The following is a 24,361-nucleotide window of genomic DNA, read 5'->3' as shown; positions in this document are numbered from 1 at the left end:
CGCGGAAGGCCTTGCAGCCCGGTCAGCTGATATGCACGGCCTTCGTGACCAGATGCGCGGCAATGCCCTCCGGACCGTCCTCGGAACCGTGCCCGCTCTCCTTCACGCCGCCGAACGGGCTGTCGGGATAGCTCAGCCGGACGTTGTTGATCGCGATCATCCCCGCCTCGATTGCGTCGCCGAGCATGTTCTGGCGACGGCAATTCTCGGTGAAGCAATATGCTGCCAGCCCGAACGGCAGGCGGTTGGCTTCGGTCACCGCGTCCTCGTCCGTCGCGAACCGGCTGAGCAACGCGACCGGACCGAACGGCTCCTCGTTCATCGCGCGCGCCGACAGGGGGACGTCGGCCAGCACGGTCGGTTGGAAGAAGAACCCGCCTTGGCCGCCATAGTCGCCACCCGCGAGCAGCTTGGCGCCGTGCCCCGTCGCGTCGCCGACCAGCTCGGCGATTGCATCGGGCCGGCGGGCGTTGGCCATCGGGCCCATCTGGCTCGCCGCATCCATGCCGTCGCCGATCTTCAGCGCGCGCGTCCGCTCGGCGAAACCGGCGGCAAACTGGTCGTAGATGCCGTCCTGCACGTGGAAGCGCGTCGGCGCGACGCAGACCTGGCCGGCGTTGCGAAACTTGTGCGCGACCAGCGTATCGAGCGTCTTCTCGAGATCGCAATCGTCGAACACCAGCACCGGGCCGTGCCCGCCCAGCTCCATCGTCGTCCGCATCATCGTATCGGCGGCCAGCTTCATCAGCGCCTTGCCGACCGGCACCGATCCGGTGAAGCTCAGTTTCCGCGTGATCGGCGAGGCGAGCAGATGGCGCGACACCATGTCGGGGACGCCGAACACGCACTGCGCGACATCCCCGGGCAACCCCGCGTCCTGGAAGCAGCGCATGACCTCGACCGCGCTACCCGCGGTTTCCTCCGACGGCTTGATGATGATCGAGCAGCCGGCCGCGACCGCTGGCGCGATCTTCCGCACGACGTTCATGATCGGGAAGTTCCACGCGCAGAACGCCGCCACCGGGCCGACCGGCTGGTGCAGGACCAGGCTGCGCGTACCCGATGGGCGGGGCAGCACGCGGCCATAGACGCGCAGGCCCTCGGCGGCGTGGAAATCGAGCAGCGCGGCGGCAAACGCGACCTCGCCCTTCGCCTCGGCCTGAATCTTGCCCTGCTCGAGCGTTGCGATACGCGCGATGTGATCGCCGCGTTCGCGCAGCAGCTGCGCGGTCCGGACCAGGATCGCGGCACGCTTTTCCGGCGGGGTCGCACGCCATGCGATAAAGCCGCGCTGCGCCGCCTCCAGCGCACGATCGAGGTCGGCGGCATTGGCGAGCGGCAACGCCGCCTGTCCCGCACCGGTCGCCGGGTTCAGCACGTCGCGAGTCTCGCGACCGTCGCCGCTCAGCCATTCGCCGGCGATGTAGAGCCCGAGCTTGGTGTCATAGGCGGTGGTCATAATCGTCTCCGTTGTTGGCGTCGCGTTCGGCTGAACGGTCATGTCGTCGTCGATCGTCGCCGCGGTAAGACCCAAGACGTGATCGAGGGATCGTACGTGGCAATCGCCGGATCGATCGAGCGAAATGCCGGGGTCGCCCGGCACGGCGATCACAGCATATGGCAGCGGGTCCACAGGCTCAACCGGAGCGATGCGATCGTCGGGCCAATCATCGGTACGTACGCTCCGCCCCGCGCGACGCCTCGTGTCACGGACCTGACACGCATCGGGAATACGGAGCAGGCGCGCAGTATCTTGTGCGATCCCACGCTTTTGCGGATCGTGCGCGTTCATTATTCGGATCGTGGCCATGACAGAAGTTTCTCGTCGCACGCTGCTCGCCGCCGGCCTGTTCGGTGCGACGCTGTCCGCGTTTCCCGCGGCGATCGCGCGGGCGGCGGCGATCGCACCCGACGTGAAGACGGGCTCGATCATGGATGTCGAGCACGTCGTCATCCTGATGCAGGAGAATCGCGGCTTCGATCATTATTTCGGGTCGCTGCGCGGTGTCCGCGGGTTTGCGGACCGGTTGCCGATCCCCGTCCCGTCCGAGGCCAATGCGACGAAGCCGGCGCCGGTCTGGTACCAGGGCGATCGAACCGCCCCCGGCGGCGCACGCACGGTCCTGCCGTTCCACCTCGCCACGCGGACGAATTTCGACCTGATGCGGATGGAGGGCACGCCGCATAGCTGGCCCGATGCGCAACGCAGTTGGGACGACGGTCGGATGGCGCACTGGCCAGAGGCGAAGAGCCAGCGCGCGATGGGGCATTATCGGCGCGAGGACATCCCGTTCCAGTTCGCGCTCGCGGAGGCGTTCACCGTCTGCGACGCCTATCATTGCTCGGTCCAGACCGGGACCAACACCAACCGCCTGTTCCTGTGGAGCGGCACCAACGATCCCGGCGGCACGCTGGGCGGTCCGGCGATCGGCAATTCGCACGACAGTTTTCCCGCGGACGGCGGCGCTGCCGATCCGTATCGCTGGACGACGGTGGTCGAGCGGTTGCAGGCGAAGGGTGTCGACTGGCGCATCTACCAGGACATGGCCGACAATTTCACCGACAACCCGCTGGTCGGCTTCGCCGCGTTCCGGGACGCGCACCGGGGTGATGGGGATCCTGCATTACGAGAGCGCGCGCTGACGACCCGCGGGCTCGACGTCTTGCGCGCGGACGTGCTCGGCGGGCGGCTGCCACAAGTGTCGTACGTCATCGCCACCGCGAAAGGCTCCGAGCATCCCGGCCCTTCGAGCCCCGCGCAAGGCGCTGCCTATACCGCCGACGTGCTCGACGCGCTGACCGCGGACCCCAAGGTCTGGGCGCGGACCGTGCTGCTCGTGATGTTCGACGAGAATGACGGCTTCTTCGATCACGTCCCGCCGCCGGCGCCACCCTTGCACGCCGCCGACGGCACGCTGCTCGGGGGATCGACGGTCGATCTCGATGGCAGCTATCACCTCCACCCGAGCAAGAGCGATGCCGCGCTTGATCTGCCCGCGTATCGCGGCCGGGCGTATGGGCTGGGCCCGCGCGTGCCGATGTACGTCGTCTCGCCGTGGAGCCGGGGCGGGTGGGTCAACTCGCAGGTGTTCGATCACACTTCGGTAATCCGCTTCCTTGAACGCCGGTTCGACTTTCACGAACCCAACATCGCGCCGTGGCGCCGCGCGGTCTGCGGCGACCTGACGTCCGCGTTCGACTTCACCGCGGCCGACCCTGCGCCGTTCGCCGCGATGCCCGGTCCACGGCCCGATGCCGTCCGGGCCGCGGCGATCCCCAAGCAGATAAGCCCCCAGGCACCAGCCGGGTCGCTGCACCCATGGCAGGAACCCGGCATTCGCCGCGCTCGTCCGCTACCCTATGCCTTGGCCGTCAGCGAGAGAATCGCGGATCGCGCGATCCATCTACGATTCACTGCGGAAGGGACGCAGGCGGCGGTGTTCCACGTCTACGACCGCGCCGACCTGGCCCAAGCGCCGCGCCGCTTCACCGTCGAGCCCGGGCACGCGTTGGACGGGCACTGGCCGTTCGACGACGCTGGCCTTTACGATCTGTGGGTGCTCGGCCCGAACGGCTTCCACCGCCATTTCGCCGGCAGCGGAAACGATCCAGCGCACCTGTACCGGATGCAGTGGATCACCACCGCGGACGATCTCGTTATGCGACTGCCTGGCAGCCAGCGCGATCATGGTCTGGTGGCGAGCGTTGCGGCGATCGGCATGCCGCCCAAGGTGATACCATTGGCCGAAACACGCTATCGCTGGCCTCTCCGCGACAATTTCGGCTGGTACGACATCACGGTTACCACTGCGACGGCTCCCCATTTTCGGCGTCGCGTATCCGGTCGCGTCGATGCGCCGCGCCGGATCACGTGCAGCGATCCATTTCCGCCTGACGCGCACGCGTAGACCTGGTCCACCGAGGCCAATGCGACCGCATAGCCGCAAACGCGTCATCCGGCGGCAGACTTCCGATCGGCGTCTTCCTCGCGCAGGAACTGGAGAAGCTCCTCGATCTCATCCGATTCATAGCGCAGTGTCATGTCGTCCACTTCGATCTCGACCGTAGCGCGATCCTCCGACGACCAACCGGCGAGGATGTCGGCACAATCGGCCAAGGACCCGCGTGCAACGCTCTTCCGCTCCTCGCCCGATTTGTCGGTGCGGTAGATCGTGGCTGGCTCACTCAGCGGATAGGTCGTCATGGATCTCATCTCTTCCGTCCAACATTGTATGGGATGCGGATGCCCGCCGACTGCATGCCGGCGGGCATTCGAGATCACTCGTCTTCGTCTTCGGCGTCGATGTTGACGGTCGTCTCGGCGAGCTTCGTCATATATTCATCACCACCGTAGATGTCCTTGGTGGCCGCGCTCAGCTTCTTGTGGTCGTCCTTGAGACCTAGCGCCTTGGCGTACACCGTCGCCGTGCCGAACCCGGCAATCCCGTAATGCGTCATCCGCTGATACTGCGCGATGATCATCACATCGAGCAGCGGACCCTTTTCGGGACCTTCTTCGAGCACATGCTTGGTGGCTTCGGCGACGAGGCCTTCCATGCCCTTGCAATGCTCCTTCGAAACCTTTTCGTCGTTCGACGCGATCAGGTCCTTGAGCAGGTCGGTATGCGTCTCGATATCCGCCTGCGACTTGGTCAGCATCTCCTTCAGCGATGCGTCGCTTGCCTTGGACGTGATCTTCTTCAGGACCTTCTTCATCTGGTCGTTTGCGGACCACAGATCCTTCAGCTCGTCGGTGTAGATTTCCTGGAGATCTTCGGGTGCAGACATGGGGCCATCCTTATGGGCTCACCGGCGGAATGCGCGGCGACTGGTTTTGAAACTTGGGAAACGCGGATCGAAGCGCGGCGACCTCAGCCGGCGCCTGGCTGCTTCTGCTCGTCCTCATAGTCCGCATCGGTGCCGATCTTGCCGTTGGCCTCGGCTTCGGCGATGCCCGATGTCTCGACGACCTCAATCGTGCGACCTTCGGCCGCGATCGCATGCGGCTCGCGGTCCGCATCCGGGTCGGCGGCGATCGTCGTGCCGTCACTGCCGCCCGAACCGGCGACGCCGTTGGCCGCACTGCCGCCGTCTTCGCCGGCCTGACCGCCACCGTGATAGGCGATGTCGGTCTGGCCGCCATGCGCCATGAAGCCGGTGTTCGTCTCGGTCTTGCCGGCATGCGGGTTGGGATAGGACCCACCGCCACTTTCGCCGCCTTCGCTGCGACCGTGAACATCGTCGTTGCCGCGGGGCGAGTCCGAAACGCCGTCCGGCGCGCCCTTGCTCCCAGAGTTGCCGGGCACAGGGGTCTGAACCTTGTCACTCATCGGTATGTCCTTCTGAATGTAGCGGTCAAAAACAGACCGACCCGGGCCGCTCATTAAAAGCGGACCGGGTCGGGGAAGGGGTTACGGCCGGAGCACGACCTTGATGACGCCGTCCTGCTTGTCGCGGAACTTCTGGTACATCTCGGGCGCATCCTCGAGGCTGGCCGGGTGCGTCACGACGAAGCTCGGGTCGATGTCGCCGGCCTCGATCCGAGCGAGCAATGGCTTGGTATAGGCCTGGACGTGCGTCTGGCCGGTCTTGATCGTCAGCCCCTTGTTCATCATCGCGCCGATCGGGATCTTGTCGCCCATCCCGACATAGACGCCGGGGATCGACACCGTGCCGCCCATCCGGCAGCTCATGATCGCCTCGCGCAGTACGTGTACGCGGTCGGTGGCGAGGAACGTCGCCGCCTTCACCTTGTCGATCACCGCATCCATCGCGCCATGCCCCGAAGCCTCTGCGCCGACCGCATCGATGCAGCTGTCGGGGCCACGGCCCTTGGTGCGGAACTGGAGCTCGTCATAGACGCTGTCGACCTCGGCGAAGTTGATAGTCTCCGCGCCGCCTGCCTCGGCCATCGCGAGACGCTCGGGCACCTCGTCGATCGCGATCACGCGGCCCGCGCCGAGCATCAGCGCCGAGCGGATCGCGAACTGGCCGACCGGACCGCAGCCCCAGATCGCCACGGTGTCGCCCGGCTCGATCTGCGCATTCTCCGCGGCCATGTAGCCGGTCGGGAAGATGTCGGAGAGGAACAGCGCCTGTTCGTCGGTGACGCTGTCGGGAACCTTGATCGGACCGATATCGGCCATCGGCACGCGCAGATACTCGGCCTGGCCACCGCAATAACCGCCCAGCATGTGGCTGAACCCGAACAGGCCGGCGGGCGAATGGCCCATCGCCTTGATCGCCATCTCCGCATTCGGATTGGTCCGCTCGCACGCCGAGAACAGCCCCTTGCGACAGAAGAAGCAATCGCCGCAGCTGATCGTGAACGGCACCACGACGCGGTCGCCGATCTTCAGATTGGTGACTTCGGAGCCGAGTGCGACGACGACGCCCATGTTCTCATGACCCAGGATGTCGCCCGCCTGCATCGTCGGTTGGTAGCCATCAAGCAAGTGAAGATCGGACCCGCAGATCGCGCAGGCCGACACCTTGATGATCGCATCGCGCGGATGCTTGATCTCGGGATCTGTAACAGTATCGACCCGAACATCGCCTTTTCCATGCCAAACAAGTGCGCGCATCAGAAGATCTCCGTCATAGAATTACAGCCTAGTGCTCACGCACGACACGACATCCCTTCAGACATGACTCGGCAATGGCGCAAACGCCGCCTGATCATCATCAAAACTATGCACTATCGCCACGAAGTCTCGGCCGCGACGTTTCCGCGTCACCGCCGTCAGCGTGAACATATTCTGGGGAGTATAGCGATCAAAGTGGCGTCATCGTTCCTGCGTCACGCCAATATCCGCAGTTAAAATTTTATGTTGATTGCGATCAATATCGATGAACTTAAACTAAATCGAGATACCCCAATGAAAGTCCATAGATCGTAAGGACTTGTCGAGCTTGGTCGCTCTGCGACATCGTTGCGGTTGCGACATTGATGCTGCGGCTTGCTCTGCGCAACGGCGATCGCCCTACCAAGTTCGCGGACGCCGGGGCCAATTCTGAGTGTGGACCGTTAGGACGCTATCGCAGTCTGCCGACGCCGTTCGCCCGCCACGCCTTGCACGGCGCTGCGGCGTTCCGACGGGCGGGTGCACGATTTAAGATCCGGGATAGCCTCATGCAGATCAAAGCCATTCTCTTCGACATCGACGGTACGCTGGTCGACACCAACGACATGCACGTCCTCGCCTGGGAGGCGGCGTTCGCGACTGTCGGCGCGTCGTTCGACCGCCGGGTGATCCACGACCAGATCGGCAAGGGGACCGACATGCTCGTGCCGGCTCTGCTGCCCGACGCGGACGAGGCGCAGCAGGAAAAGCTCGGCGACACGCACGGCGCGATCTTCAAGGCGAAATACCTGGAGACCGCCAAGCCGTTCGCGCAGGCGCACGACCTGCTGGCCCACGCGCATGGTCTCGGGCAGCAGGTCGTATTGGCATCGTCTGCGTCCGAGGCAGAACTCGACCATTACATAGACCTGCTCGACGCACGCGACCTGATCGTCGCGACGACGAGCAGCGACGACGTCGAGAAGACCAAGCCCGCGCCCGACATCTTCGCGACCGCGCTCAAGAAGCTGCCGAACATCGATCCCACCGAGGTGATCGTCGTCGGCGACACGCCCTATGACATCGAGGCCGCGGCCAAATGCAGCATCGCTGCGGTCGCCGTCCGATCGGGCAAGTTCAAGGACGAGCAACTCAAGTCGGCAGGTGCGATCGCGATCTACGACGACGTGGCGGCCTTGCTTGCCGACTACGCAACCTCGCCGCTGGGACGCTGATCGACATGGCCATCACCCTGAAACCCCTCCGCGATCAGATCATCATCGTCACCGGCGCAACCAGCGGCAACGGTCTCGCGATCGTCGAGGAAGCCGTGCGTCGCGGTGCCGCCGTCGTCGCGACCGCGCGGAACGAAGCGGCACTTGAGGCCCTTCGCGACCGCCTGTCGGCCGACGGCGGACGCATAGCGATCTGCGCCGCCGACGTTAGCGACATGGCGGCAGTCGAGCGTGTCGCCGCCGTCGCGATCGAAGCGTTCGGCGGGTTCGACAGCTGGGTCAACAACGCCGGCACCGGGACCTACGGCACGCTCGAGCAGGTGCCGGTCGCCGATCACCGCCGCGTATTCGACGTCAATTATTTCGGCGTGCTGCACGGATCGCTGGTCGCCGCGCGCCATCTGCGCGGCCGCGGTGGCGGGGCGATAATCAACGTCGGCTCGATCCTCAGCGACCGCGCGATCGTCGAGCAGGGACCGTATTGCGCGACCAAGCATGCGGTGCAGGCGCTGACCGACACGCTGCGGATGGAATTGGAGCAGGAGGGGGCCGCGATCTCGGTGACGCTGATCAAGGCCGGCGCGATCGACACGCCGTTTCCCGAGCATGCGCGCAACTTCATGGACGAGCCGCCCCGCCTGCCGCCGCCGCTCTACGCACCGTCGGTCGTTGCCGACGCGGTGTTGTTCGCCTGCGAGACGCCGCGACGCACACTGTATGCGGGGGGCGGGGGGCTGTTGTCCTCGCTCCTATCGCGCGCCGCGCCACGGTTGAGCGACAAGATCATGGAACTGGTCGGCACCGTCGCGCAGCAGAAGCCGCAAGATCCCGGCGACCCGACACGCCGCGACAACCTCTATGAGCCGCGCGTCGATGCATTGCGCGGAAGCCAGGACGTCCACGCGCGGAGATCGAGCGCCGTGTTGCAGGCCCAGAAACTCCACCCCGCCATCTTGGTGCTCGGTGTCGTCGGAGCCGGGATCGCGGTTGCCCTCAGCCGGCCGAAGGATACCAGCCGGTGACACCGGACGCCGAACGGGCAGGGGCCGCGCGCGACTTCGACGTCGTGCTCGTCCTCAGCGGCGGCAACGCGCTCGGCGCATTCGAAGCGGGTGTCTACGAAGCACTGCATGAGCACGATCTCCAACCGGACTGGATCATCGGCGCCTCAATCGGCGCGATCAACGGGGCCCTCATCACCGGTTCCCCTACCGATCGCCGGATCGAGACGTTGCGAACGTTCTGGCGACCCGCACCGTCCGGCGCCCCGGCGCTTCCGTGGCTAGGTGCGCTCGAAACCAGCCGTCGCACGAACGCAGTCGGCTGGTCCGCAACGCTGGGTCGCCCCGGCATCTTCGGCCCCATGCTCTCCACCTTGGCACCGTGGACCGACAGCCGGCCGTCGATCTTCGAAACCAATCAGCTTGGCACGACACTGGAAAAGCTGGTCGACTTCGAGCGCCTCAATGCCGGCCCGTGCCGCTACACCGCGACTGCGGTAGACCTCGAAACCGGCGACGACGTCGTATTCGACAGCGCCGCGATGCAGATCGGACCCGATCATGTCCGTGCCAGCGCCGCACTGCCGGTCGCGTTCCCCCCAGTGGAGATCGACGGCCGCTGGCTGGTCGACGGCGGCTTGTCCGCAAACCTACCGCTCGACCCGGTTCTCAGCGAGCCACCACTGCGACCGACATTCTGCATCGCGGTCGACCTGTTGCCGCTCCACGGCCCGCGCCCGACGACGTTGGGCGAGGCGACGAGCCGCATGCAGGACCTGATCTTCGCCGCGCAATCCCGCCGCACGATCGAACGGTGGCAAGCCGCGCACGCCGGCTGCCAGGACTTCGCGCTGGCGCTGGTCCGACTCGCCTACACCGAGCAGGCCGATGAAGTCGCCGGCAAGGCGCTGGATTTCTCAGGCCCCACGATCGAACAGCGCTGGTCGGCAGGCCGTCGCGCCGGGATGCTGGCCGTCGAAGGCGTAAAGGCCGGAACGCTGGCGATCGGCGTTCCTGGCTTCAACATCGCCACGCTAGACTGCCGGCGACCCAGCGGCGTCGACCGTTGAGTGGTCAGGCAGGTCCGGTGAGATAAATAGGATTGGTGCGGACGGCGGGACTCGAACCCGCACTCCTAGGGAGGGAGATTTTAAGTCTCCTGCGTCTACCGGTTTCGCCACGTCCGCACACGCGCCCAACAAGACGAGGTCGCGCGCAGCGTCAACCCATCTTGCCAGGCCGGCAGCATATTCTCCGACTGTCTACGGTCCCGCGCAGTGGTACCGCTCACACGTTCAGGCGTGAGCGCATTTCCTTGCCCGGCTTGAAATACGGCACGCGCTTGGCCTCGACCTCGACGACTTCGCCGGTACGCGGGTTGCGGCCGGTCCGCGCATCGCGCGCACGCGTGGAGAATGCACCGAAACCGCGCAGTTCGACTCGACCGTCGGCGGCCAGTCGCTTGGATATCTCGTCGAAGAAGGTGCTGACGATCAGCTCCACTTCGTTAGGCTGTAGGTCCGGATGCGCCTCGGCGATCTTAAGGACCAGTTCAGATCGGATCATTCGAGCCCCCGCCCATCTAAAAAAACGCGTACAGATTGATACAGGTCAACCTGCGAGGCATTAGCACTTATTACCGAACAGTCAAAAACCAAAGTGGATCTGACAATAAAAAGCCCGACATGTTCGAGACATGCCGGGCGTTTTCATCGATAAGCCGTTAGGCTTTTCTTAACACTTACTTCTTCTCGGCGTCCGTGCGAGCCTTGAGAGCCTCGCCCAGGATGTTGCCGAGGGTCGCGCCGGAGTCCGACGAACCATACTGCGCCACAGCCTGCTTCTCTTCCGAGATCTGCATGGCCTTGATCGAGAAGGTCGGCTTCTTCGAACGATCGAAGCCGGTGACCATCGCGTCGAACTTCTGGCCGACCTGGAAACGCTCCGGACGCTGCTCGTCGCGATCGCGACCCAGATCCGTGCGCTTGATGAAGCCGGTCGCGCCATCGTCGCCCTGCTGCACTTCGAGGCCCGCATCGCGGACTTCGAGAACGGTCACGGTAACGATCGCGTTCTTGTTCAGCTTGTCGCCTGCTGCTGCGATGCCGCCGGCCGATGGCCCGCCACGCTCGAGCTGCTTCATGCCGAGCGAGATACGCTCCTTCTCGGCGTCGATGTCGAGCACGACGGCCTCGACGGTCTCACCCTTGCGATGCAGGTTGAGCGCGTCCTCGCCCGAAACACCCCAAGCGATGTCGGACATGTGGACCATGCCGTCGACGTCGTTGTCGAGGCCGATGAACAGACCGAACTCGGTCGCGTTCTTGACTTCGCCTTCGACGGTCGAACCGATCGGATGAGCGGCAGCGAATGCCTCCCAGGGATTGGCCTGAGCCTGCTTGAGGCCGAGCGAGATGCGACGCTTCTCGGAATCGACTTCGAGGACCATGACGTCGACTTCCTGCGAGGTCGACACGATCTTGCCGGGATGGACGTTCTTCTTGGTCCAGGACATTTCCGACACGTGGACGAGGCCTTCGATGCCCGCTTCCAGCTCGACGAACGCACCATATTCGGTGATGTTCGTGACGCGGCCGGTGAGCTTCGCGCCGACCGGATACTTGACCATCGCGCCATCCCAGGGATCGCTTTCCAGCTGCTTCATGCCGAGGCTGATGCGCTGGGTGTCCTTGTTGATGCGGATGATCTGCACCTTGACGGTGTCGCCGATGTTCAGGACTTCGCTCGGGTGACCGACGCGCTTGTAGCTGAGATCGGTGACGTGCAGCAGGCCATCGATGCCGCCGAGATCAACGAACGCACCGTAATCGGTGATGTTCTTGACGACGCCGTCGATGATCTGGCCCTCGGCCAGGCTGAGGATGAGGCCCGAACGCTGCTCTGCGCGCGTCTCTTCGAGAACGGCGCGACGCGACACGACGATGTTGCCGCGCTTGCGGTCCATCTTCAGGATCTGGAACGGCTGGGGGATGTCCATCAGCGGGGTGACATCGCGCACGGGGCGGATATCGACCTGCGAACCGGGCAGGAAGGCAACGGCGCCGTTCAGGTCGACGGTGAAGCCACCCTTCACGCGGCCGAAGATCACGCCTTCGACGCGGGTCGTCTTGGAGAATTCGGTTTCCAGCTTGTCCCATGCGGCTTCGCGACGGGCGCGATCGCGGCTAAGCATCGCTTCGCCGTGGACGTTCTCGACGCGATCGACATAGACTTCGACTTCGTCGCCGACCTTGAGGTCAGCCTTCTGGCCCGGCGCTGCGAATTCGCGAAGCGGCACGCGGCCTTCCGACTTCAGGCCGACGTCGATGACGGCCATGTCGTTCTCGATGCCGGTCACGGTGCCATGCACCACGCGGCCCTCGAAGCTGTCGGCGTCGCCGAGCGTTTCGTTCAGCATCGCCGCGAAATCGTCGCGGGTCGGCATTACCTGGGTTGCCATAGAATTCAGTAATCCTAGTCTGTTTCCGGCCAAGCGGTTGGGTCCGCTGGTCTTGGCCTTCGTTGCCGCGACGACCGAACGCCGGCGCAGCATCCGGACGGCACGAAGCGCGGAGGACGTAGACGCTGAATGCGAAAACGGCGCGTGAGACTCGAGGGTCTCCGCGCCTTCCTCCACGAGCATCGCTCGCCGGACGGTTCCGTATAGCCGAAACCCCGTCTCGGAGCAAGTTCGCCGCTGCTTCGTTAGGGGCCGCTCACAACAGGGGCGAAGATTTGAACGAACGCGGCATTCTCGTGCTGGGCTGGGTCGCCACCGTGACGGCGATCGTGATGTACCTGTCGTACATCGACTAGATCATGCTGAACCTTGCGGGTCAGAAAGGATCGGTGGTCCAGCCGTTCGCGACGATGGTGAATTGCGCGCTGTGGGTCGGGTACGGGTTTCTGAAGGACAAGCGGGACTGGCCGATCGTCGTGGCGAATTTTCCGGGGGTGGTGTTCGGAGCGGTCGCGCTGGTTACTGCGCTTTAGGGGAGGGGGAAGCGGCGCTGTACGCGGCGGGGGTCACAACTGGCGATAGCGCCTGCTTCCTTGTTCTCCCGCGAAGGCGGGAGCCCAGTCTGGGTCCCCGCCTTCGCGGGGAAACAATGTTGGGTCGCGGTAGCTCACCCCAACAGGGCAACCACCCCGGCGAAGGCCGGGGCCCAGTTGGGGGACGTCGCTAACTGAGGACCGTCCTTCGTTACTGCGACGTTCCAATTGGGCCCCGGCCTCCGCCGGGGTGGTGGCCCCTGAGGACAGGGGAGTGGCTTAAACCGAAGCCGCCCTCTTCGCCCGCTGCGCCTCCACCAACGCAACCGCCCGCTGCACAGAAGCCTCAATCGACAAAAAGCTCGTATCCAGCAACGCAGCATCCGCCGCCATCACCAACGGCGCAGTCGACCGCCCGCTATCCCGAGCATCCCGCGCCCGAATATCCGCCAGCACCCGATCCTTGCTCGCCGTCCCACCGCGCGCCTGCAACTCCGCATGCCGCCGCTGCGCCCGGATATTCGGCGTGGCCTTCACGAACAGCTTCGCATCCGCATCCGGCGCAATCACCGTGCCGATGTCGCGCCCGTCCAGAATCGCGCCACCATCCTGCGCCGCGAACCGCTTCTGCCGGTGCAGCAACGCCGCCCGCACCAGCGGATGCGCCGACACCACCGACGCCAGCGCGCCGATATCGTCATCGCGCAACGCCGGATCGCTCAACAGCGCATCGCTGAAATCGCATGCCGCGACCGCGTCGGCCTCGGTCTCCGGATCGAGTCCCATCCGCGCCACGCTCAACGCGACCGCGCGGTAGAGCAGCCCGGTATCGAGATACGGCAGCTTGTAATGCTTGGCCAAGGCACGCGCGATCGTGCCCTTGCCCGATGCCGCCGGACCGTCGACTGCGATGATCATCTTAATTCCCCCGGCCGGTAAGCGCATCGAGCGACCGGAAGAACACGGGATAGCTCGTCGCCACCGGCGATACATCGTCAATCGTGACGGGCTCGACGGCGCCAAGTCCAGCCACGACCATGCTCATTGCGATGCGGTGGTCGAGTTTCGAGGCGACCCGAGCGCCACCGCGAATCGCCGCGCCGCCCGACCCGGTGATCGCCATGCCATCCTCATACTCCTCGCAAGGAACCCCGCACGCTTCGAGCGCGATCCGCATCGTCGTGATCCGGTCCGATTCCTTGACCCGCAACTCATGCGCGCCGCGCGCGACGGTCGTTCCGGTCGCGAACGCGGCGGCGACGAACAGCACCGGATATTCGTCGATCATGCTCGGCGCGAGATCGGCTGGCACTTCAATCGCGGTCAGCGGCGCATGCCGGACGCGCAGGTCGGCGACCGGCTCGCCGCCGACGGTTCGCGGGTCGAGCTCGGTAATATCCGCGCCCATCATCCGCAAAGCCGTGACGATCCCGATCCGCGTCGGGTTCAGCCCGACGTTGCGTACGACGATATCCGACCCCGGCACGATCGACGCCGCGACCAGCCAGAACGCCGAAGACGAAGGATCGCCCGGCACGACGATGTCCTGCGGCTTCAGCTCGGCTTCGCCAGTGATCGAAATGATACGGCCCTGGTTCGTCTCCTCGACGGTCAGCTTCGCGCCGAACCCGGTCAGCATCCGCTCGCTATGATCGCGCGTCGCGACCGGCTCGATGACCCGCGTGATCCCCGGCGTGTTGAGCCCCGCCAGCAGGATCGCCGACTTCACCTGAGCCGAAGCGACCGGCAGCGTGTATTCGATCGGCACCGCCGGACACATCCCGCGCACCATCAACGGCAGCCGCCCGCCCGGCGAAGAGGTAATGTCCGCCCCCATCTGCGACAGCGGCTCGATCACGCGTCCCATCGGTCGCCCCGACAGCGACGCGTCGCCGGTAAAGGTGCAGGTGATCGGATGGCTCGACACCAGCCCCATCAGCAGCCGCGTCGACGTCCCCGAATTGCCCATCTCCAGCGCCGTCTCGGGCTGGAGCAATCCGCCGACGCCAACGCCGTCCACCACCCAGATCCCGTCCTCGCCCCGCTCGATCGTCGCGCCCATCGCGCGCATCGCAGCCGCAGTGGCAAGCACGTCCTCGCCCTCCAGCAACCCCTCGATCCGGCTGGTGCCGACCGCCAGGCTCGCGAACATCAGCGCGCGGTGGCTGATCGACTTGTCGCCGGGGACCGCGATCGAACCGGTCAGTGGACCGCGTGCGACGACGTCCATCGAAGTGGGGAGGGGGTGTGCCATGGGGCCGGGCTTTTGACAGTGGCCTTGCGCTATGGCAAGGCGCGCCCACTTTGCGAGGGTATCCCCCCGCAATCCATTCATCCGAAAGGTTCTATCGGCATGATCAAGCCGGAATGGGGCACGAAGCGTTCGTGCCCGAAATGCGCGACGCGTTTCTACGACCTCGAAAAAGCCGACCCCGTGACCTGCATCGAATGCGGGTATGCGTGGGAGCCCGAGCCCATCCTGAAGTCGAAGCAGCCGCTGCCGTTCGAGGTCGCCAAGCCCGACACCAAGAAGCCCGACGCGGATCTCGAGGGTGACGAGGAAGAGGACATCGCCTCGATCACCGGCGAGGACGAAGAGCCGTCGGCGGACGACGAAGTCGATCTCGGCGGCGACGACGACCTCGGCGTCGAGACGCCGCAGGACGAGCACGAGCGTTAAGTTTGAATAAATTTGGCAGGCGGCATTTACGCCGCTTGCCAACCCGGGCGGGTCCGGTTAGTGACCCGCCTCCCAACGGGAATGGGGCCGTAGCTCAGCTGGGAGAGCGTTCGCATGGCATGCGAAAGGTCAGGGGTTCGATCCCCCTCGGCTCCACCATTTCCGTTGATGACTGGTCCGCCGGGACAGCTTTTTACATAGCGTCAGTCGAGATCGTCGGCGCCGGCCCGCGCCGCGTGCAGGTCCCTGAACGTCTCCTCGATCGCCGCGACCACGGCGCTTCCCTCGATGCGCGAGGCAGAATCGTTCGCCACCAGCACGCCTACGCGCCGCGTCGGATCGAAGCCCGTCAACCGAATCATCGCGATGCCTTCGCTGGCAAAGCTCAGCGGCATGACCGTCATACCCAGCCCTGCACGGACATAGGTCAGCGCGCGGTCGTCGCTGACGGTGCGGGCGGCCATGAACGGTCGCACGCCGCGCGCGGTGAAGAAGCGGCTCGTTTCGGCCAGCGCTTCGCAGTGGCGGCGGACGATCATCGTTTCCTCGGCGACGTCGGCGACCGCGAGCGTGGCACGTCCGGCCAGTCGGTGGTCGTTCGCCACCGCGACCGCGAAACCCTCCTCGAGCAGCACGCGACCGCGCGCATCGTCGCCGATCGCGCCGAGCATAACGTCGATCCGCCCGCGATCGAGCAACGCGACGAGTTCGCTGCTCCGTCCCTCGACGACTTCGAGGCGTTCGGTGGTGGAGGCGCGTCGCGCCCGGCCTAGCGCGGCCGCTATCCAGGACGGCGGTAACGTCGTAGCGATCCCGAGCCGGACAAGCTTGGTCGGAGCCGTGTCCTGCAAATCCCGCTCGGCGGCGGCGAACTCGGCTTCGATCCGGCGCGCATGCACCGCGAACCGCGTACCCGAGGGCGTGAGTTCGATACGCCGGTTGGTCCGCAGGAACAGCGTCTGTCCGAGCGACGCCTCGAGCTTGGCGATCCCGACCGACAGCGTCGGTTGCGAGATCCGGCACTGCGCGGCGGCGCGCGTGAAATTGCCTTGGTCCACGACCGCCAGGAAATAGCGCAATACATAGCGTTCGATCATGCGCGTTCGATCATAGCGATACGACCATAGACACGATCTATCGCATGTGTTCGGTCGTATCAATTTCTCTTGGACGCCGCGACCGGGTATCATGCCAGCAACACAAGGTCTGGAGAGGCTGCATGATACCCGATTTCGATTTCGCGCTCGGCGAATCCGCGGACATGATCCGCGAGAGCACGCACCGCTTCGCCACCGACAAGATCGCGCCGCTGGCCGCCAAGATCGACGCCGACGACTGGTTCCCGCGCGAGCTGTGGCCGGCGATGGGCGAACTCGGCCTCCACGGCATCACCGTCGAGGAGGAGTTTGGCGGCCTCGGCCTCGGCTATCTGGAGCACGTCGTCGCGGTCGAGGAAGTCTCGCGCGCGTCCGCCTCGATCGGCTTGAGCTACGGCGCGCATTCGAACCTGTGCGTCAACCAGATCCGCCGGTGGGGCAATCCCGAGCAGAAGGCGAAGTACCTCCCCAAGCTCGTGTCGGGCGAGCATGTCGGCAGCCTCGCCATGTCCGAGGCGGGCGCGGGCTCCGACGTCGTCTCGATGAAGCTCAAGGCGGTGAAGACCGACACCGGCTACGTCCTCAACGGCACGAAGTTCTGGATCACCAATGCGGCCTATGCAGACACGTTGGTCGTCTATGCGAAGACCGGCGAGGGCTCGCGCGGGATCACCGCGTTCTTGATCGAGAAGGACATGCCGGGCTTCTCGATCGGCCAGAAGATCGACAAGATGGGTATGCGTGGGTCTCCCACGGCGGAACTCGTGTTCACCGATTGTGAGGTCCCGTTCGAGAACGTGATGGGACCCGAGAATGGCGGCGTCGGCGTACTAATGTCGGGCCTCGACTACGAGCGCGCGGTGCTCGCGGGCATCCAGCTCGGCATCATGCAGGCGTGCTTGGACGTGGTGATCCCGTACGTCCGTGAGCGGAAGCAGTTCGGGACGGCGATCGGCCAGTTCCAGCTGATCCAGGCAAAGGTCGCCGACATGTACGTCGCGCTGAGTTCGGCGCGCGCGTACGTCTATGCGGTGGCGAAATCGTGCGATGCGGGCAAGACCACGCGGTTCGATGCGGCGGGCGCGATCCTGCTGGCGAGCGAGAGCGCGGTGAAAGTGTCGCTCGAATCGATCCAGGCGCTCGGCGGGGCAGGCTACACCAAGGACTGGCCGGTCGAGCGGTTCATGCGGGATGCGAAGTTGCTCGACATCGGCGCTGGGACGAACGAGATTCGCCGCATGCTGATCGGCAGAGAACTCATCGGAGCCGCCCCCAAGGTGGCGCAGTGATGGCCCCCGCAAATCCTCCCCGGAACGGGGAGGGGGACCGCGTAGCGGTGGAGGGGGCTCACCCCGCACGTAACGCTGGCAGAAGCCCCCCCTCCACCCTTCGCCCAAGCGGTCGAACGGTCCCCCTCCCCGTGTCGGGGAGGATTTGCGTGACCGCGCCCGTCCTCAGCTCCGCACTGTCGCCCGACAGCGAGACCTTCCGCGCCAACGCGACCCACAACCGCGCGCTTGCCGAAACCCTCCGCGAAAACGTCGCCCGCACCGCGCTAGGCGGCAACGCGAAATCCCGCGAGCGCCACGCCGCGCGCGGAAAACTCCTCCCACGCGATCGCGTCGAACGTCTGCTCGACCCCGGCTCGCCGTTCCTCGAAATAGGCCAGCTCGTCGCCAACGGCCTCTATGACGATGAGGTCCCCGGCGCCGGCGTGATCGCCGGGATCGGCCGCGTGTCGGGTCGCCAGTGCATGATCCTGTGCAACGACGCGACGGTGAAGGGCGGCACCTACTACCCGCTCACCGTCAAGAAACACCTCCGCGCGCAGGAAATCGCGCAGGAGAACCGGCTCCCCTGCATCTACCTCGTCGACAGCGGCGGCGCCAACCTGCCGCACCAGGCGGAGGTCTTCCCAGACCGCGATCACTTCGGCCGCATCTTCTTCAACCAGGCGCAGATGTCGGCGCTCGGCATCCCGCAGATCGCCTGCGTCATGGGCAGCTGCACCGCGGGCGGCGCGTACGTCCCCGCCATGTCCGACGAGACGATCATCGTCCGCGGGCAGGGCACGATCTTCCTCGCCGGCCCACCGCTGGTGAAGGCCGCGACCGGCGAAGTCATTTCGGCCGAGGAACTGGGCGGCGCCGACACGCATGGCCGCCGCTCGGGCGTGGTCGATCACGTCGCCGAGAACGACGAGCACGCGCTAACGATCGTCCGCGACATCGTCTCGACGCTGCAACCGCAGGCGCAGACCGCGGTGAACCTCCAGCAGCCCAGGCCGCCGAAGTTCGCCCCCGAAGAACTGTACGGCATCGTCCCTAGCGACGTCCGCGCGCCCTACGACGTCCACGAAGTGATCGCGCGCCTCGTCGACGGCAGCGAGTTCCACGAGTTCAAGGCGCTCTACGGCACCTCGCTCGTCTGCGGGTTCGCGCACATCTGGGGCATCCCGGTCGCGATCCTCGCCAACAACGGCGTGCTATTCAGCGAGAGCGCACAGAAGGGCGCGCACTTCATCGAGCTCGCCTGCCAGCGCAGAATCCCGCTGCTGTTCCTCCAGAACATCTCGGGCTTCATGGTCGGCGGCAAATACGAGGCGGAAGGCATTGCGAAACATGGCGCAAAGCTCGTCACCGCCGTGGCCACCGCGACCGTCCCGAAGATCACCGTGCTGATCGGCGGCAGCTTCGGCGCGGGCAATTACGGCATGTGCGGCCGCGCCTATTCGCCGCGCTTCCTGTTCACCTGGCCCAACAGCCGGATCAGCGTGATGGGCGGCGAGCAAGCGGCCTCCGTCCTAGCCACCGTCCACCGCGACGCGGACGGCTGGACGCCCGAGCAGGCCGAAGCCTTCAAGGCGCCGGTCCGCCAGAAATACGAGGACGAGGGCAACCCCTGGTACGCCACCGCGCGCCTCTGGGACGACGGCATCATTGATCCCGCCCAAACGCGAGACGTGCTTGGCCTGGCCTTCGCCGCGACGCTCAACGCTCCCATCCCCGAACGCCCCGCGTTCGGCGTGTTCAGGATGTAACCCGATGATCCTGCTGTCACTTCTCCTCGCCGCCGGTCAGATCACCCCGGTCCAGCCGATCGTCAAAGGCACCGGCCTGCCGCCCGCGGTAGTGACCGAAGAGGCGGGCGTCATGGTCCCGATCGATGCGCTCTTCGCCGCGCTCGCCGCCCGCGACGGCCAGGCGATCCTCGCGCAGGTCCGCTCCGACGGAGGCGCCACCGTCGCGGAGGAAAAGCCAGACGGCACGCGCTCGGTCCGCCGCACGAGCTGGCCCGAGTTCGCCGCATCGATCAAGCCCGGCCCCGAGCGCTACGCCGAGCGCCTGACCGATCCCGCAGTCGACATCGACGGCGACATCGCGATGGTCTGGTCGCCCTACGTCTTCACGATCGACGGCAAGGTCTCGCATTGCGGCACCGACCATTTCGACATGGTCCGCGACGCCGGCCGCTGGAAGATCGCCAACATCACCTGGTCCAAGCGCACCACCGGATGTGCGAACTGACATGGCCTGTCCTACACCGCCCGCATCGGCTTATGCCGGAATGACCATGATGAACCAGTCGACCCTTTCCGCCGATCTTCCTGCCGTCGAGCGGCTTTCGAGCCCGATGTGCACATCGCTGGAGCGTCTGCACTTTGTGCACTTCCGCGGAGCGAATCGATGATCGAGTCCCTCCTGATCGCCAATCGCGGCGAGATCGCCTGCCGCATCATCCGCACCGCAAGGGCACTCGGCATCCGCACGATAGCGGTCTATTCGGACGCTGACGCGAACGCGCTCCACGTCCGCCAGGCGGACGAAGCCGTCCATATCGGTGCGTCCCCGGCACGCGAAAGCTACCTCGTCGGCGGCCGCATCATTGCCGCCGCGAAGGAGACCGGCGCCCAGGCGATCCACCCCGGCTACGGCTTCCTGTCCGAGAATGCCGACTTCGCCCAAGCCGTGCTAGACGCCGGACTGATCTGGGTCGGCCCCAACCCCGATAGCATCCGCGCAATGGGCCTCAAGGACGCCGCGAAACAGCGCATGATCGCTGCCGGCGTGCCCGTCACGCCGGGCTATCTCGGCGAGGACCAGTCTCCCGAGCGTCTGAAGGCGGAGGCCGATGCGATCGGCTATCCCGTCCTCATCAAGGCAGTCGCCGGCGGCGGCGGCAAGGGTATGCGTCGCGTCGATACGGCCGCCGAGTTCGCCGACGCGCTCGTCTCGTGCCAGCGCGAGGCGGCGTCGTCGTTCGGCAACACCGACGTGCTGATCGAGAAATACATCCTCTCGCCGCGCCATATCGAGGTGCAGGTCTTCGGCGACAGCCACGGCAACGTCGTCCACCTGTTCGAACGCGACTGCTCGCTCCAGCGCCGCCACCAGAAGGTGATCGAGGAAGCGCCCGCACCCGGTATGGACGCCGCCACCCGCGAAGCGATCTGCGCCGCCGCGGTAAAGGCCGCCACGGCAGTCGAGTACGTCGGCGCCGGTACGATCGAGTTCATCGCCGACGCCAGCGAAGGCCTCCGCGCCGACCGCATCTGGTTCATGGAAATGAACACGCGGCTGCAGGTCGAGCACCCGGTGACCGAAGAGATCACCGGCCAGGACCTCGTCGAATGGCAACTCCGCGTCGCGTCCGGCGAGCCCTTGCCGAAGCGTCAGGACGAACTGGCTATAGACGGCTGGGCGATGGAAGCACGGCTCTATGCCGAAGATCCCGCCAAGGGGTTCCTGCCGTCGATCGGAACGCTCCAACGCTTCGATCTCGGCACCACCGCGCGCGTCGATACCGGGGTAGAGCAGGGCGCTGAAATCTCGCCGTTCTACGACCCGATGATCGCCAAGGTCATCGCTTGGGGCGAAGACAGAGAGACTGCGCGCGAAGCCCTGGCGTATGCGCTCAATGGTGCGGTCGTCTGGCCGGTACGCTCAAACGCGGGGTTCCTCGTCGAGGCGCTCGACCATCCCGACTTCGTGGCGGGCACGCTCGACACCGGTCTGATCGCGCGCGAAGGCGACACGCTCATGCCGCCGACGCACCCGACCGAAGAGGCGTTGGCCGACGCCGCCGGGGCGCTCGTATCAGCCGATCCAATCGCCGGCTTCCGTCTCAATGCCGCCCCCCGCCGCAGCGCGACGTTCCTGCTCGACGGCGAACCGGTCGAGGTCGAACTCGACGGACAGGCCGGAACGACGTCGGCGTTCGAAGACGTCCTGATCTCCGAAGCTGGCCAGACCTGGCAGCTCAAGCCTTGGCGTGCGTCGGGTGTCGCTGCGGGCGGAGCAGCGGACGGCGCTATCCTGTCGCCCATGCCGGGCCGCATCATCGCGGTCGACGTGGCAGCGGGCGACACCGTCGCGAAGGGCCAGAAGCTCGTCACGCTCGAGGCGATGAAGATGGAGCATTCGCTGACAGCGCCGTTCGACGGCATAGTCGCGGACCTCAACGCCATCGAGGGCGGGCAGGTGACCGAGGGCACCATGCTCGTCCGCATCGAGAAGGATAGCTAATGGCCGGCCGCTATTTCGACGACTGGAGCATCGGCGACCGGATCGAGCACGAGATCCGTCGCACGGTGACCGAGACGGACAACCTGCTGTTCTCGACGATGACGCACAATCCGCAGCCGCTGCATCTCGATATCGAGGCCGCCAAGGCGAGCGAGTTCGGCCAAATCCTCGTCAACGGCACCTTCACCTTCGCACTGATGGTCGGGCTGTCGGTCGGCGAGACGACGCTCGGCACGCTCGTCGCCAATCTCGGCTACGATAAGCTGGTGCATCCGAAGCCCGTGTTCATCGGCGACACGATGCGCTGCGAAACCGAAGTGACCGAGCTCAAGCCCAGCAAGTCGCGCCCCAACGCGGGCATCGTCACCTTCACGCACCGGCTCATCAACCAGCGCGACGAGATCGTGTGCCAATGCCTGCGCACCGCCCTGATCGAGCGGCGCGCAAGTCCTCCTCAGTGATTATCGCGCGGTAGGCCCATCGTCTGCGCGATCCGCTGGTACTTCTCGGCGCCTTCGAGGATCGCACCCGTCTCCATCTGGCCGACCGTGGCGCGCTGGATTTCCTGCCACGGCGTCTGCGAACGCGGATAGGCATAGCCACCCGCTTCGGTCAGCGCACGGCGACGTTCGGCGAGATCCTCGTCCGAGATCAGCACGTTAGCGCTGCCCTTGGCGAGGTCGATGCGAACTCGGTCGCCAGTCCGGATCAACGCAAGCCCCCCCATCGCCGCCGCCTCAGGCGAGGCGTTGAGGATCGACGGCGACCCCGACGTCCCCGACTGGCGACCGTCGCCGATGCAGGGGAGGGCATGCACCCCCTCCCGGATCAGATACGCCGGCGGCCGCATGTTCACGACTTCCGCCGCACCCGGATAGCCGATCGGCCCCGCGCCACGCATGAACAGCAACGTATCGGTGGTGATCCCGAGCGACGGATCGTCGATCCGGTGGTGGTAATCCTCCGGCCCGTCGAACACGACCGCGGGGCCCTCGAACGCCTCGAGATCGTCCGGGTTGCTCAAATACCGCTCGCGGAACTCGGGCGAGATCACGCTGGTCTTCATGATCGCCGAGTCGAACAAATTGCCGCGCAGCACGATGAAGCCGGCATCCTCGAGCAGCGGCGTCGCGAACGGGCGGATGACGCGCTCGTCCTCGATCGTCGCGGTCCGGCAATTGTCGCCGATCGACTTGCCGTTCGCGGTCATCGCGTCCTCGTGGATCAGGCCCTGCTTCATCAGCTCGGCGACCACCGCGGGGACGCCGCCGGCATGGTAGTAATCTTCGCCGAGATACTCGCCCGCGGGCTGGAGGTTGACCATCAGCGGCACTTTGTGACCGTGCGTCTGCCAGTCGTCGATCGGCAGGTCGACGCCGATGTGGCGCGCGATCGCGGCGAGATGGATCGGTGCGTTGGTCGAGCCACCGATCGCCGAATTAACGACGATCGCGTTGTGGAACGCCTCCTTGGTCAGAATCTCCGACGGCTTCAGATCTTCCGAAACCATGTCGACGATCCGCTTGCCGGTGCGATAGGCGACCTCCTGGCGATCACGGTACGGCGCGGGGATCGCAGCCGAGCCGGGCAACTGCATGCCGAGCGCCTCGGCGAGCGAATTCATCGTCGTCGCGGTGCCCATCGTGTTGCAATAGCCGGTCGACGGCGCCGACGACGCGACGAGCTTGATGAAGCCCTCGTCGTCGAGCGCACCGGTCGCGAGCAGTTCGCGCGCCTTCCACACGATCGTCCCCGAACCGGTCCGCTCGCCCTTGTGCCAGCCGTTGAGCATCGGCCCCACCGATAGCGCGATCGCCGGAATATTCACGGTCGCCGCCGCCATCAGGCAGGCGGGCGTGGTCTTGTCGCAACCGATCGTCAGCACGACGCCGTCGAGCGGATACCCGTAGAGCACCTCGACCAATGCCAGATAGGCGAGGTTGCGGTCGAGCCCGGCGGTCGGGCGCTTGCCGGTTTCCTGGATCGGGTGGACCGGGAATTCGAGCGCGATGCCGCCGGCTTCCCGGATGCCCTCGCGCAGGCGTTCGGCGAGCACGAGGTGGTGGCGATTGCACGGCGACAGGTCGCTGCCGGTCTGCGCAATCCCGATGATCGGCTTGCCCGAGCGCAGTTCCTCTAGGCTCAGCCCGAAGTTCAGATAGCGCTCCAGATAGAGCGCGGTCATGTCGATATTCTCGGGGTTGTCGAACCACGCGCGCGAGCGGAGCTTAGGCATGTCGGTCATGAGGAGCTTTCTGGAGATCAAA

General features: G+C 65.6%; 23 protein-coding genes and 2 tRNA genes. 13 read left to right on the top strand and 12 right to left on the bottom strand.

Annotation, left to right across the window (positions count from 1 at the left end; all coding sequences use genetic code 11):
* Positions 1 to 22: 22 nt before the first annotated feature.
* Positions 23 to 1,459: an NAD-dependent succinate-semialdehyde dehydrogenase gene (locus J4O76_RS07015; RefSeq protein WP_426281114.1), complete on the bottom strand. Its 1,437-nt coding sequence runs from the start codon at positions 1,457 to 1,459 to the stop codon at positions 23 to 25.
* 349 nt (positions 1,460 to 1,808) lie between these two features.
* On the opposite strand from J4O76_RS07015, the gene J4O76_RS07010 reads away from it, so the two are divergent.
* On the top strand, positions 1,809 to 3,908 hold the full coding sequence (locus J4O76_RS07010; protein ID WP_426281026.1) for a phosphocholine-specific phospholipase C: 2,100 nt from the start codon (positions 1,809 to 1,811) through the stop codon (positions 3,906 to 3,908).
* 44 nt (positions 3,909 to 3,952) lie between these two features.
* Here J4O76_RS07010 and J4O76_RS07005 read toward each other — a convergent pair whose 3' ends face one another.
* The 4 genes from J4O76_RS07005 to J4O76_RS06990 form a co-directional block, all read right to left on the bottom strand.
* On the bottom strand, positions 3,953 to 4,204 hold the full coding sequence (locus J4O76_RS07005) for a hypothetical protein (protein ID WP_426281025.1): 252 nt from the start codon (positions 4,202 to 4,204) through the stop codon (positions 3,953 to 3,955).
* A 74-nt stretch (positions 4,205 to 4,278) separates the two neighbouring features.
* A complete protein-coding gene (locus J4O76_RS07000) occupies positions 4,279 to 4,788 on the bottom strand; it encodes a ferritin-like domain-containing protein (protein ID WP_426281024.1) in 510 nt (169 codons plus the stop codon).
* Between the two features lie 83 nt (positions 4,789 to 4,871).
* On the bottom strand, positions 4,872 to 5,330 hold the full coding sequence (locus J4O76_RS06995; protein WP_426281023.1) for a hypothetical protein: 459 nt from the start codon (positions 5,328 to 5,330) through the stop codon (positions 4,872 to 4,874).
* Between the two features lie 81 nt (positions 5,331 to 5,411).
* On the bottom strand, positions 5,412 to 6,584 hold the full coding sequence (locus tag J4O76_RS06990; protein ID WP_426281022.1) for a zinc-dependent alcohol dehydrogenase: 1,173 nt from the start codon (positions 6,582 to 6,584) through the stop codon (positions 5,412 to 5,414).
* A 63-nt stretch (positions 6,585 to 6,647) separates the two neighbouring features.
* Here J4O76_RS06990 and J4O76_RS06985 point away from each other — a divergent pair, with 63 nt between their 5' ends.
* From J4O76_RS06985 to J4O76_RS06970, 4 genes are all read left to right on the top strand, one after another.
* A complete protein-coding gene (locus J4O76_RS06985; RefSeq protein WP_426281021.1) occupies positions 6,648 to 6,821 on the top strand; it encodes a hypothetical protein in 174 nt (57 codons plus the stop codon).
* Positions 6,822 to 7,132: 311 nt separating this feature from the next.
* Positions 7,133 to 7,798, top strand: coding sequence for an HAD family hydrolase (locus J4O76_RS06980; RefSeq protein WP_426281020.1), 666 nt, complete (start codon positions 7,133 to 7,135; stop codon positions 7,796 to 7,798).
* A 5-nt stretch (positions 7,799 to 7,803) separates the two neighbouring features.
* Positions 7,804 to 8,820: an SDR family oxidoreductase gene (locus tag J4O76_RS06975; RefSeq protein WP_426281019.1), complete on the top strand. Its 1,017-nt coding sequence runs from the start codon at positions 7,804 to 7,806 to the stop codon at positions 8,818 to 8,820.
* Complete coding sequence (locus J4O76_RS06970) at positions 8,817 to 9,869, top strand: patatin-like phospholipase family protein (RefSeq protein WP_426281018.1); 1,053 nt, start codon at positions 8,817 to 8,819, stop codon at positions 9,867 to 9,869. Before J4O76_RS06975 ends, J4O76_RS06970 begins: the two co-directional genes overlap by 4 nt.
* Positions 9,870 to 9,902: 33 nt before the next feature.
* Here the strand turns inward: J4O76_RS06970 and J4O76_RS06965 are convergent.
* The 3 genes from J4O76_RS06965 to rpsA form a co-directional block, all read right to left on the bottom strand.
* A tRNA-Leu gene (locus tag J4O76_RS06965) sits at positions 9,903 to 9,986 on the bottom strand.
* A gap of 100 nt (positions 9,987 to 10,086) precedes the next feature.
* Positions 10,087 to 10,365: an integration host factor subunit beta gene (locus J4O76_RS06960; protein ID WP_056060417.1), complete on the bottom strand. Its 279-nt coding sequence runs from the start codon at positions 10,363 to 10,365 to the stop codon at positions 10,087 to 10,089.
* 175 nt (positions 10,366 to 10,540) lie between these two features.
* Positions 10,541 to 12,259, bottom strand: coding sequence for a 30S ribosomal protein S1 (rpsA, locus tag J4O76_RS06955; protein ID WP_056060414.1), 1,719 nt, complete (start codon positions 12,257 to 12,259; stop codon positions 10,541 to 10,543).
* Positions 12,260 to 12,618: 359 nt separating this feature from the next.
* Here rpsA and J4O76_RS06950 point away from each other — a divergent pair, with 359 nt between their 5' ends.
* The gene (locus J4O76_RS06950; protein WP_426281017.1) at positions 12,619 to 12,792 is read left to right on the top strand and encodes a SemiSWEET family transporter; all 174 of its coding nucleotides are present in this window, start codon (positions 12,619 to 12,621) and stop codon (positions 12,790 to 12,792) included.
* A 279-nt stretch (positions 12,793 to 13,071) separates the two neighbouring features.
* Here the strand turns inward: J4O76_RS06950 and cmk are convergent, their stop codons facing one another.
* Positions 13,072 to 13,710, bottom strand: coding sequence for a (d)CMP kinase (gene cmk / locus J4O76_RS06945; RefSeq protein ID WP_426281015.1), 639 nt, complete (start codon positions 13,708 to 13,710; stop codon positions 13,072 to 13,074).
* A gap of 1 nt (position 13,711) precedes the next feature.
* Positions 13,712 to 15,046 (bottom strand): 3-phosphoshikimate 1-carboxyvinyltransferase, encoded by a 1,335-nt coding sequence (aroA, locus tag J4O76_RS06940; RefSeq protein ID WP_426281014.1) that lies wholly within the window; start codon positions 15,044 to 15,046, stop codon positions 13,712 to 13,714.
* 99 nt (positions 15,047 to 15,145) lie between these two features.
* Between aroA and J4O76_RS06935 the strand changes: the two genes are divergently transcribed.
* Complete coding sequence (locus tag J4O76_RS06935) at positions 15,146 to 15,472, top strand: TIGR02300 family protein (RefSeq protein ID WP_031395784.1); 327 nt, start codon at positions 15,146 to 15,148, stop codon at positions 15,470 to 15,472.
* 83 nt (positions 15,473 to 15,555) lie between these two features.
* Positions 15,556 to 15,631: transfer RNA gene (locus J4O76_RS06930), tRNA-Ala, on the top strand.
* 44 nt (positions 15,632 to 15,675) lie between these two features.
* Here J4O76_RS06930 and J4O76_RS06925 read toward each other — a convergent pair.
* On the bottom strand, positions 15,676 to 16,569 hold the full coding sequence (locus J4O76_RS06925) for a LysR family transcriptional regulator (RefSeq protein WP_426281013.1): 894 nt from the start codon (positions 16,567 to 16,569) through the stop codon (positions 15,676 to 15,678).
* A gap of 122 nt (positions 16,570 to 16,691) precedes the next feature.
* Here J4O76_RS06925 and J4O76_RS06920 point away from each other — a divergent pair, with 122 nt between their 5' ends.
* The 5 genes from J4O76_RS06920 (at position 16,692) to J4O76_RS06900 (ending at position 22,555) form a co-directional block, all read left to right on the top strand.
* Positions 16,692 to 17,858: an isovaleryl-CoA dehydrogenase gene (locus J4O76_RS06920; RefSeq protein WP_426281011.1), complete on the top strand. Its 1,167-nt coding sequence runs from the start codon at positions 16,692 to 16,694 to the stop codon at positions 17,856 to 17,858.
* A 149-nt stretch (positions 17,859 to 18,007) separates the two neighbouring features.
* On the top strand, positions 18,008 to 19,609 hold the full coding sequence (locus J4O76_RS06915) for a carboxyl transferase domain-containing protein (RefSeq protein ID WP_426281010.1): 1,602 nt from the start codon (positions 18,008 to 18,010) through the stop codon (positions 19,607 to 19,609).
* A 4-nt stretch (positions 19,610 to 19,613) separates the two neighbouring features.
* Positions 19,614 to 20,096, top strand: coding sequence for a nuclear transport factor 2 family protein (locus J4O76_RS06910; protein ID WP_426281009.1), 483 nt, complete (start codon positions 19,614 to 19,616; stop codon positions 20,094 to 20,096).
* A gap of 159 nt (positions 20,097 to 20,255) precedes the next feature.
* Entirely contained in the window at positions 20,256 to 22,094 is a 1,839-nt protein-coding gene (locus J4O76_RS06905) for an acetyl/propionyl/methylcrotonyl-CoA carboxylase subunit alpha (RefSeq protein ID WP_426281008.1), read from the top strand.
* Positions 22,094 to 22,555 (top strand): MaoC family dehydratase, encoded by a 462-nt coding sequence (locus J4O76_RS06900; RefSeq protein WP_093400360.1) that lies wholly within the window; start codon positions 22,094 to 22,096, stop codon positions 22,553 to 22,555. Before J4O76_RS06905 ends, J4O76_RS06900 begins: the two co-directional genes overlap by 1 nt.
* On the opposite strand, the gene J4O76_RS06895 is transcribed toward J4O76_RS06900, so the two are convergent.
* A complete protein-coding gene (locus J4O76_RS06895; RefSeq protein ID WP_426281007.1) occupies positions 22,549 to 24,339 on the bottom strand; it encodes an IlvD/Edd family dehydratase in 1,791 nt (596 codons plus the stop codon). The genes J4O76_RS06900 and J4O76_RS06895 overlap by 7 nt on opposite strands.
* Positions 24,340 to 24,361: the final 22 nt, after the last annotated feature.

Source organism: Sphingomonas sp. NFX23 (assembly GCF_049887795.1).
Lineage (GTDB): Bacteria > Pseudomonadota > Alphaproteobacteria > Sphingomonadales > Sphingomonadaceae > Sphingomonas.
Note: the sequence above shows the minus strand (reverse complement) of the source record. Positions and strands in the feature narration are given on the sequence as shown.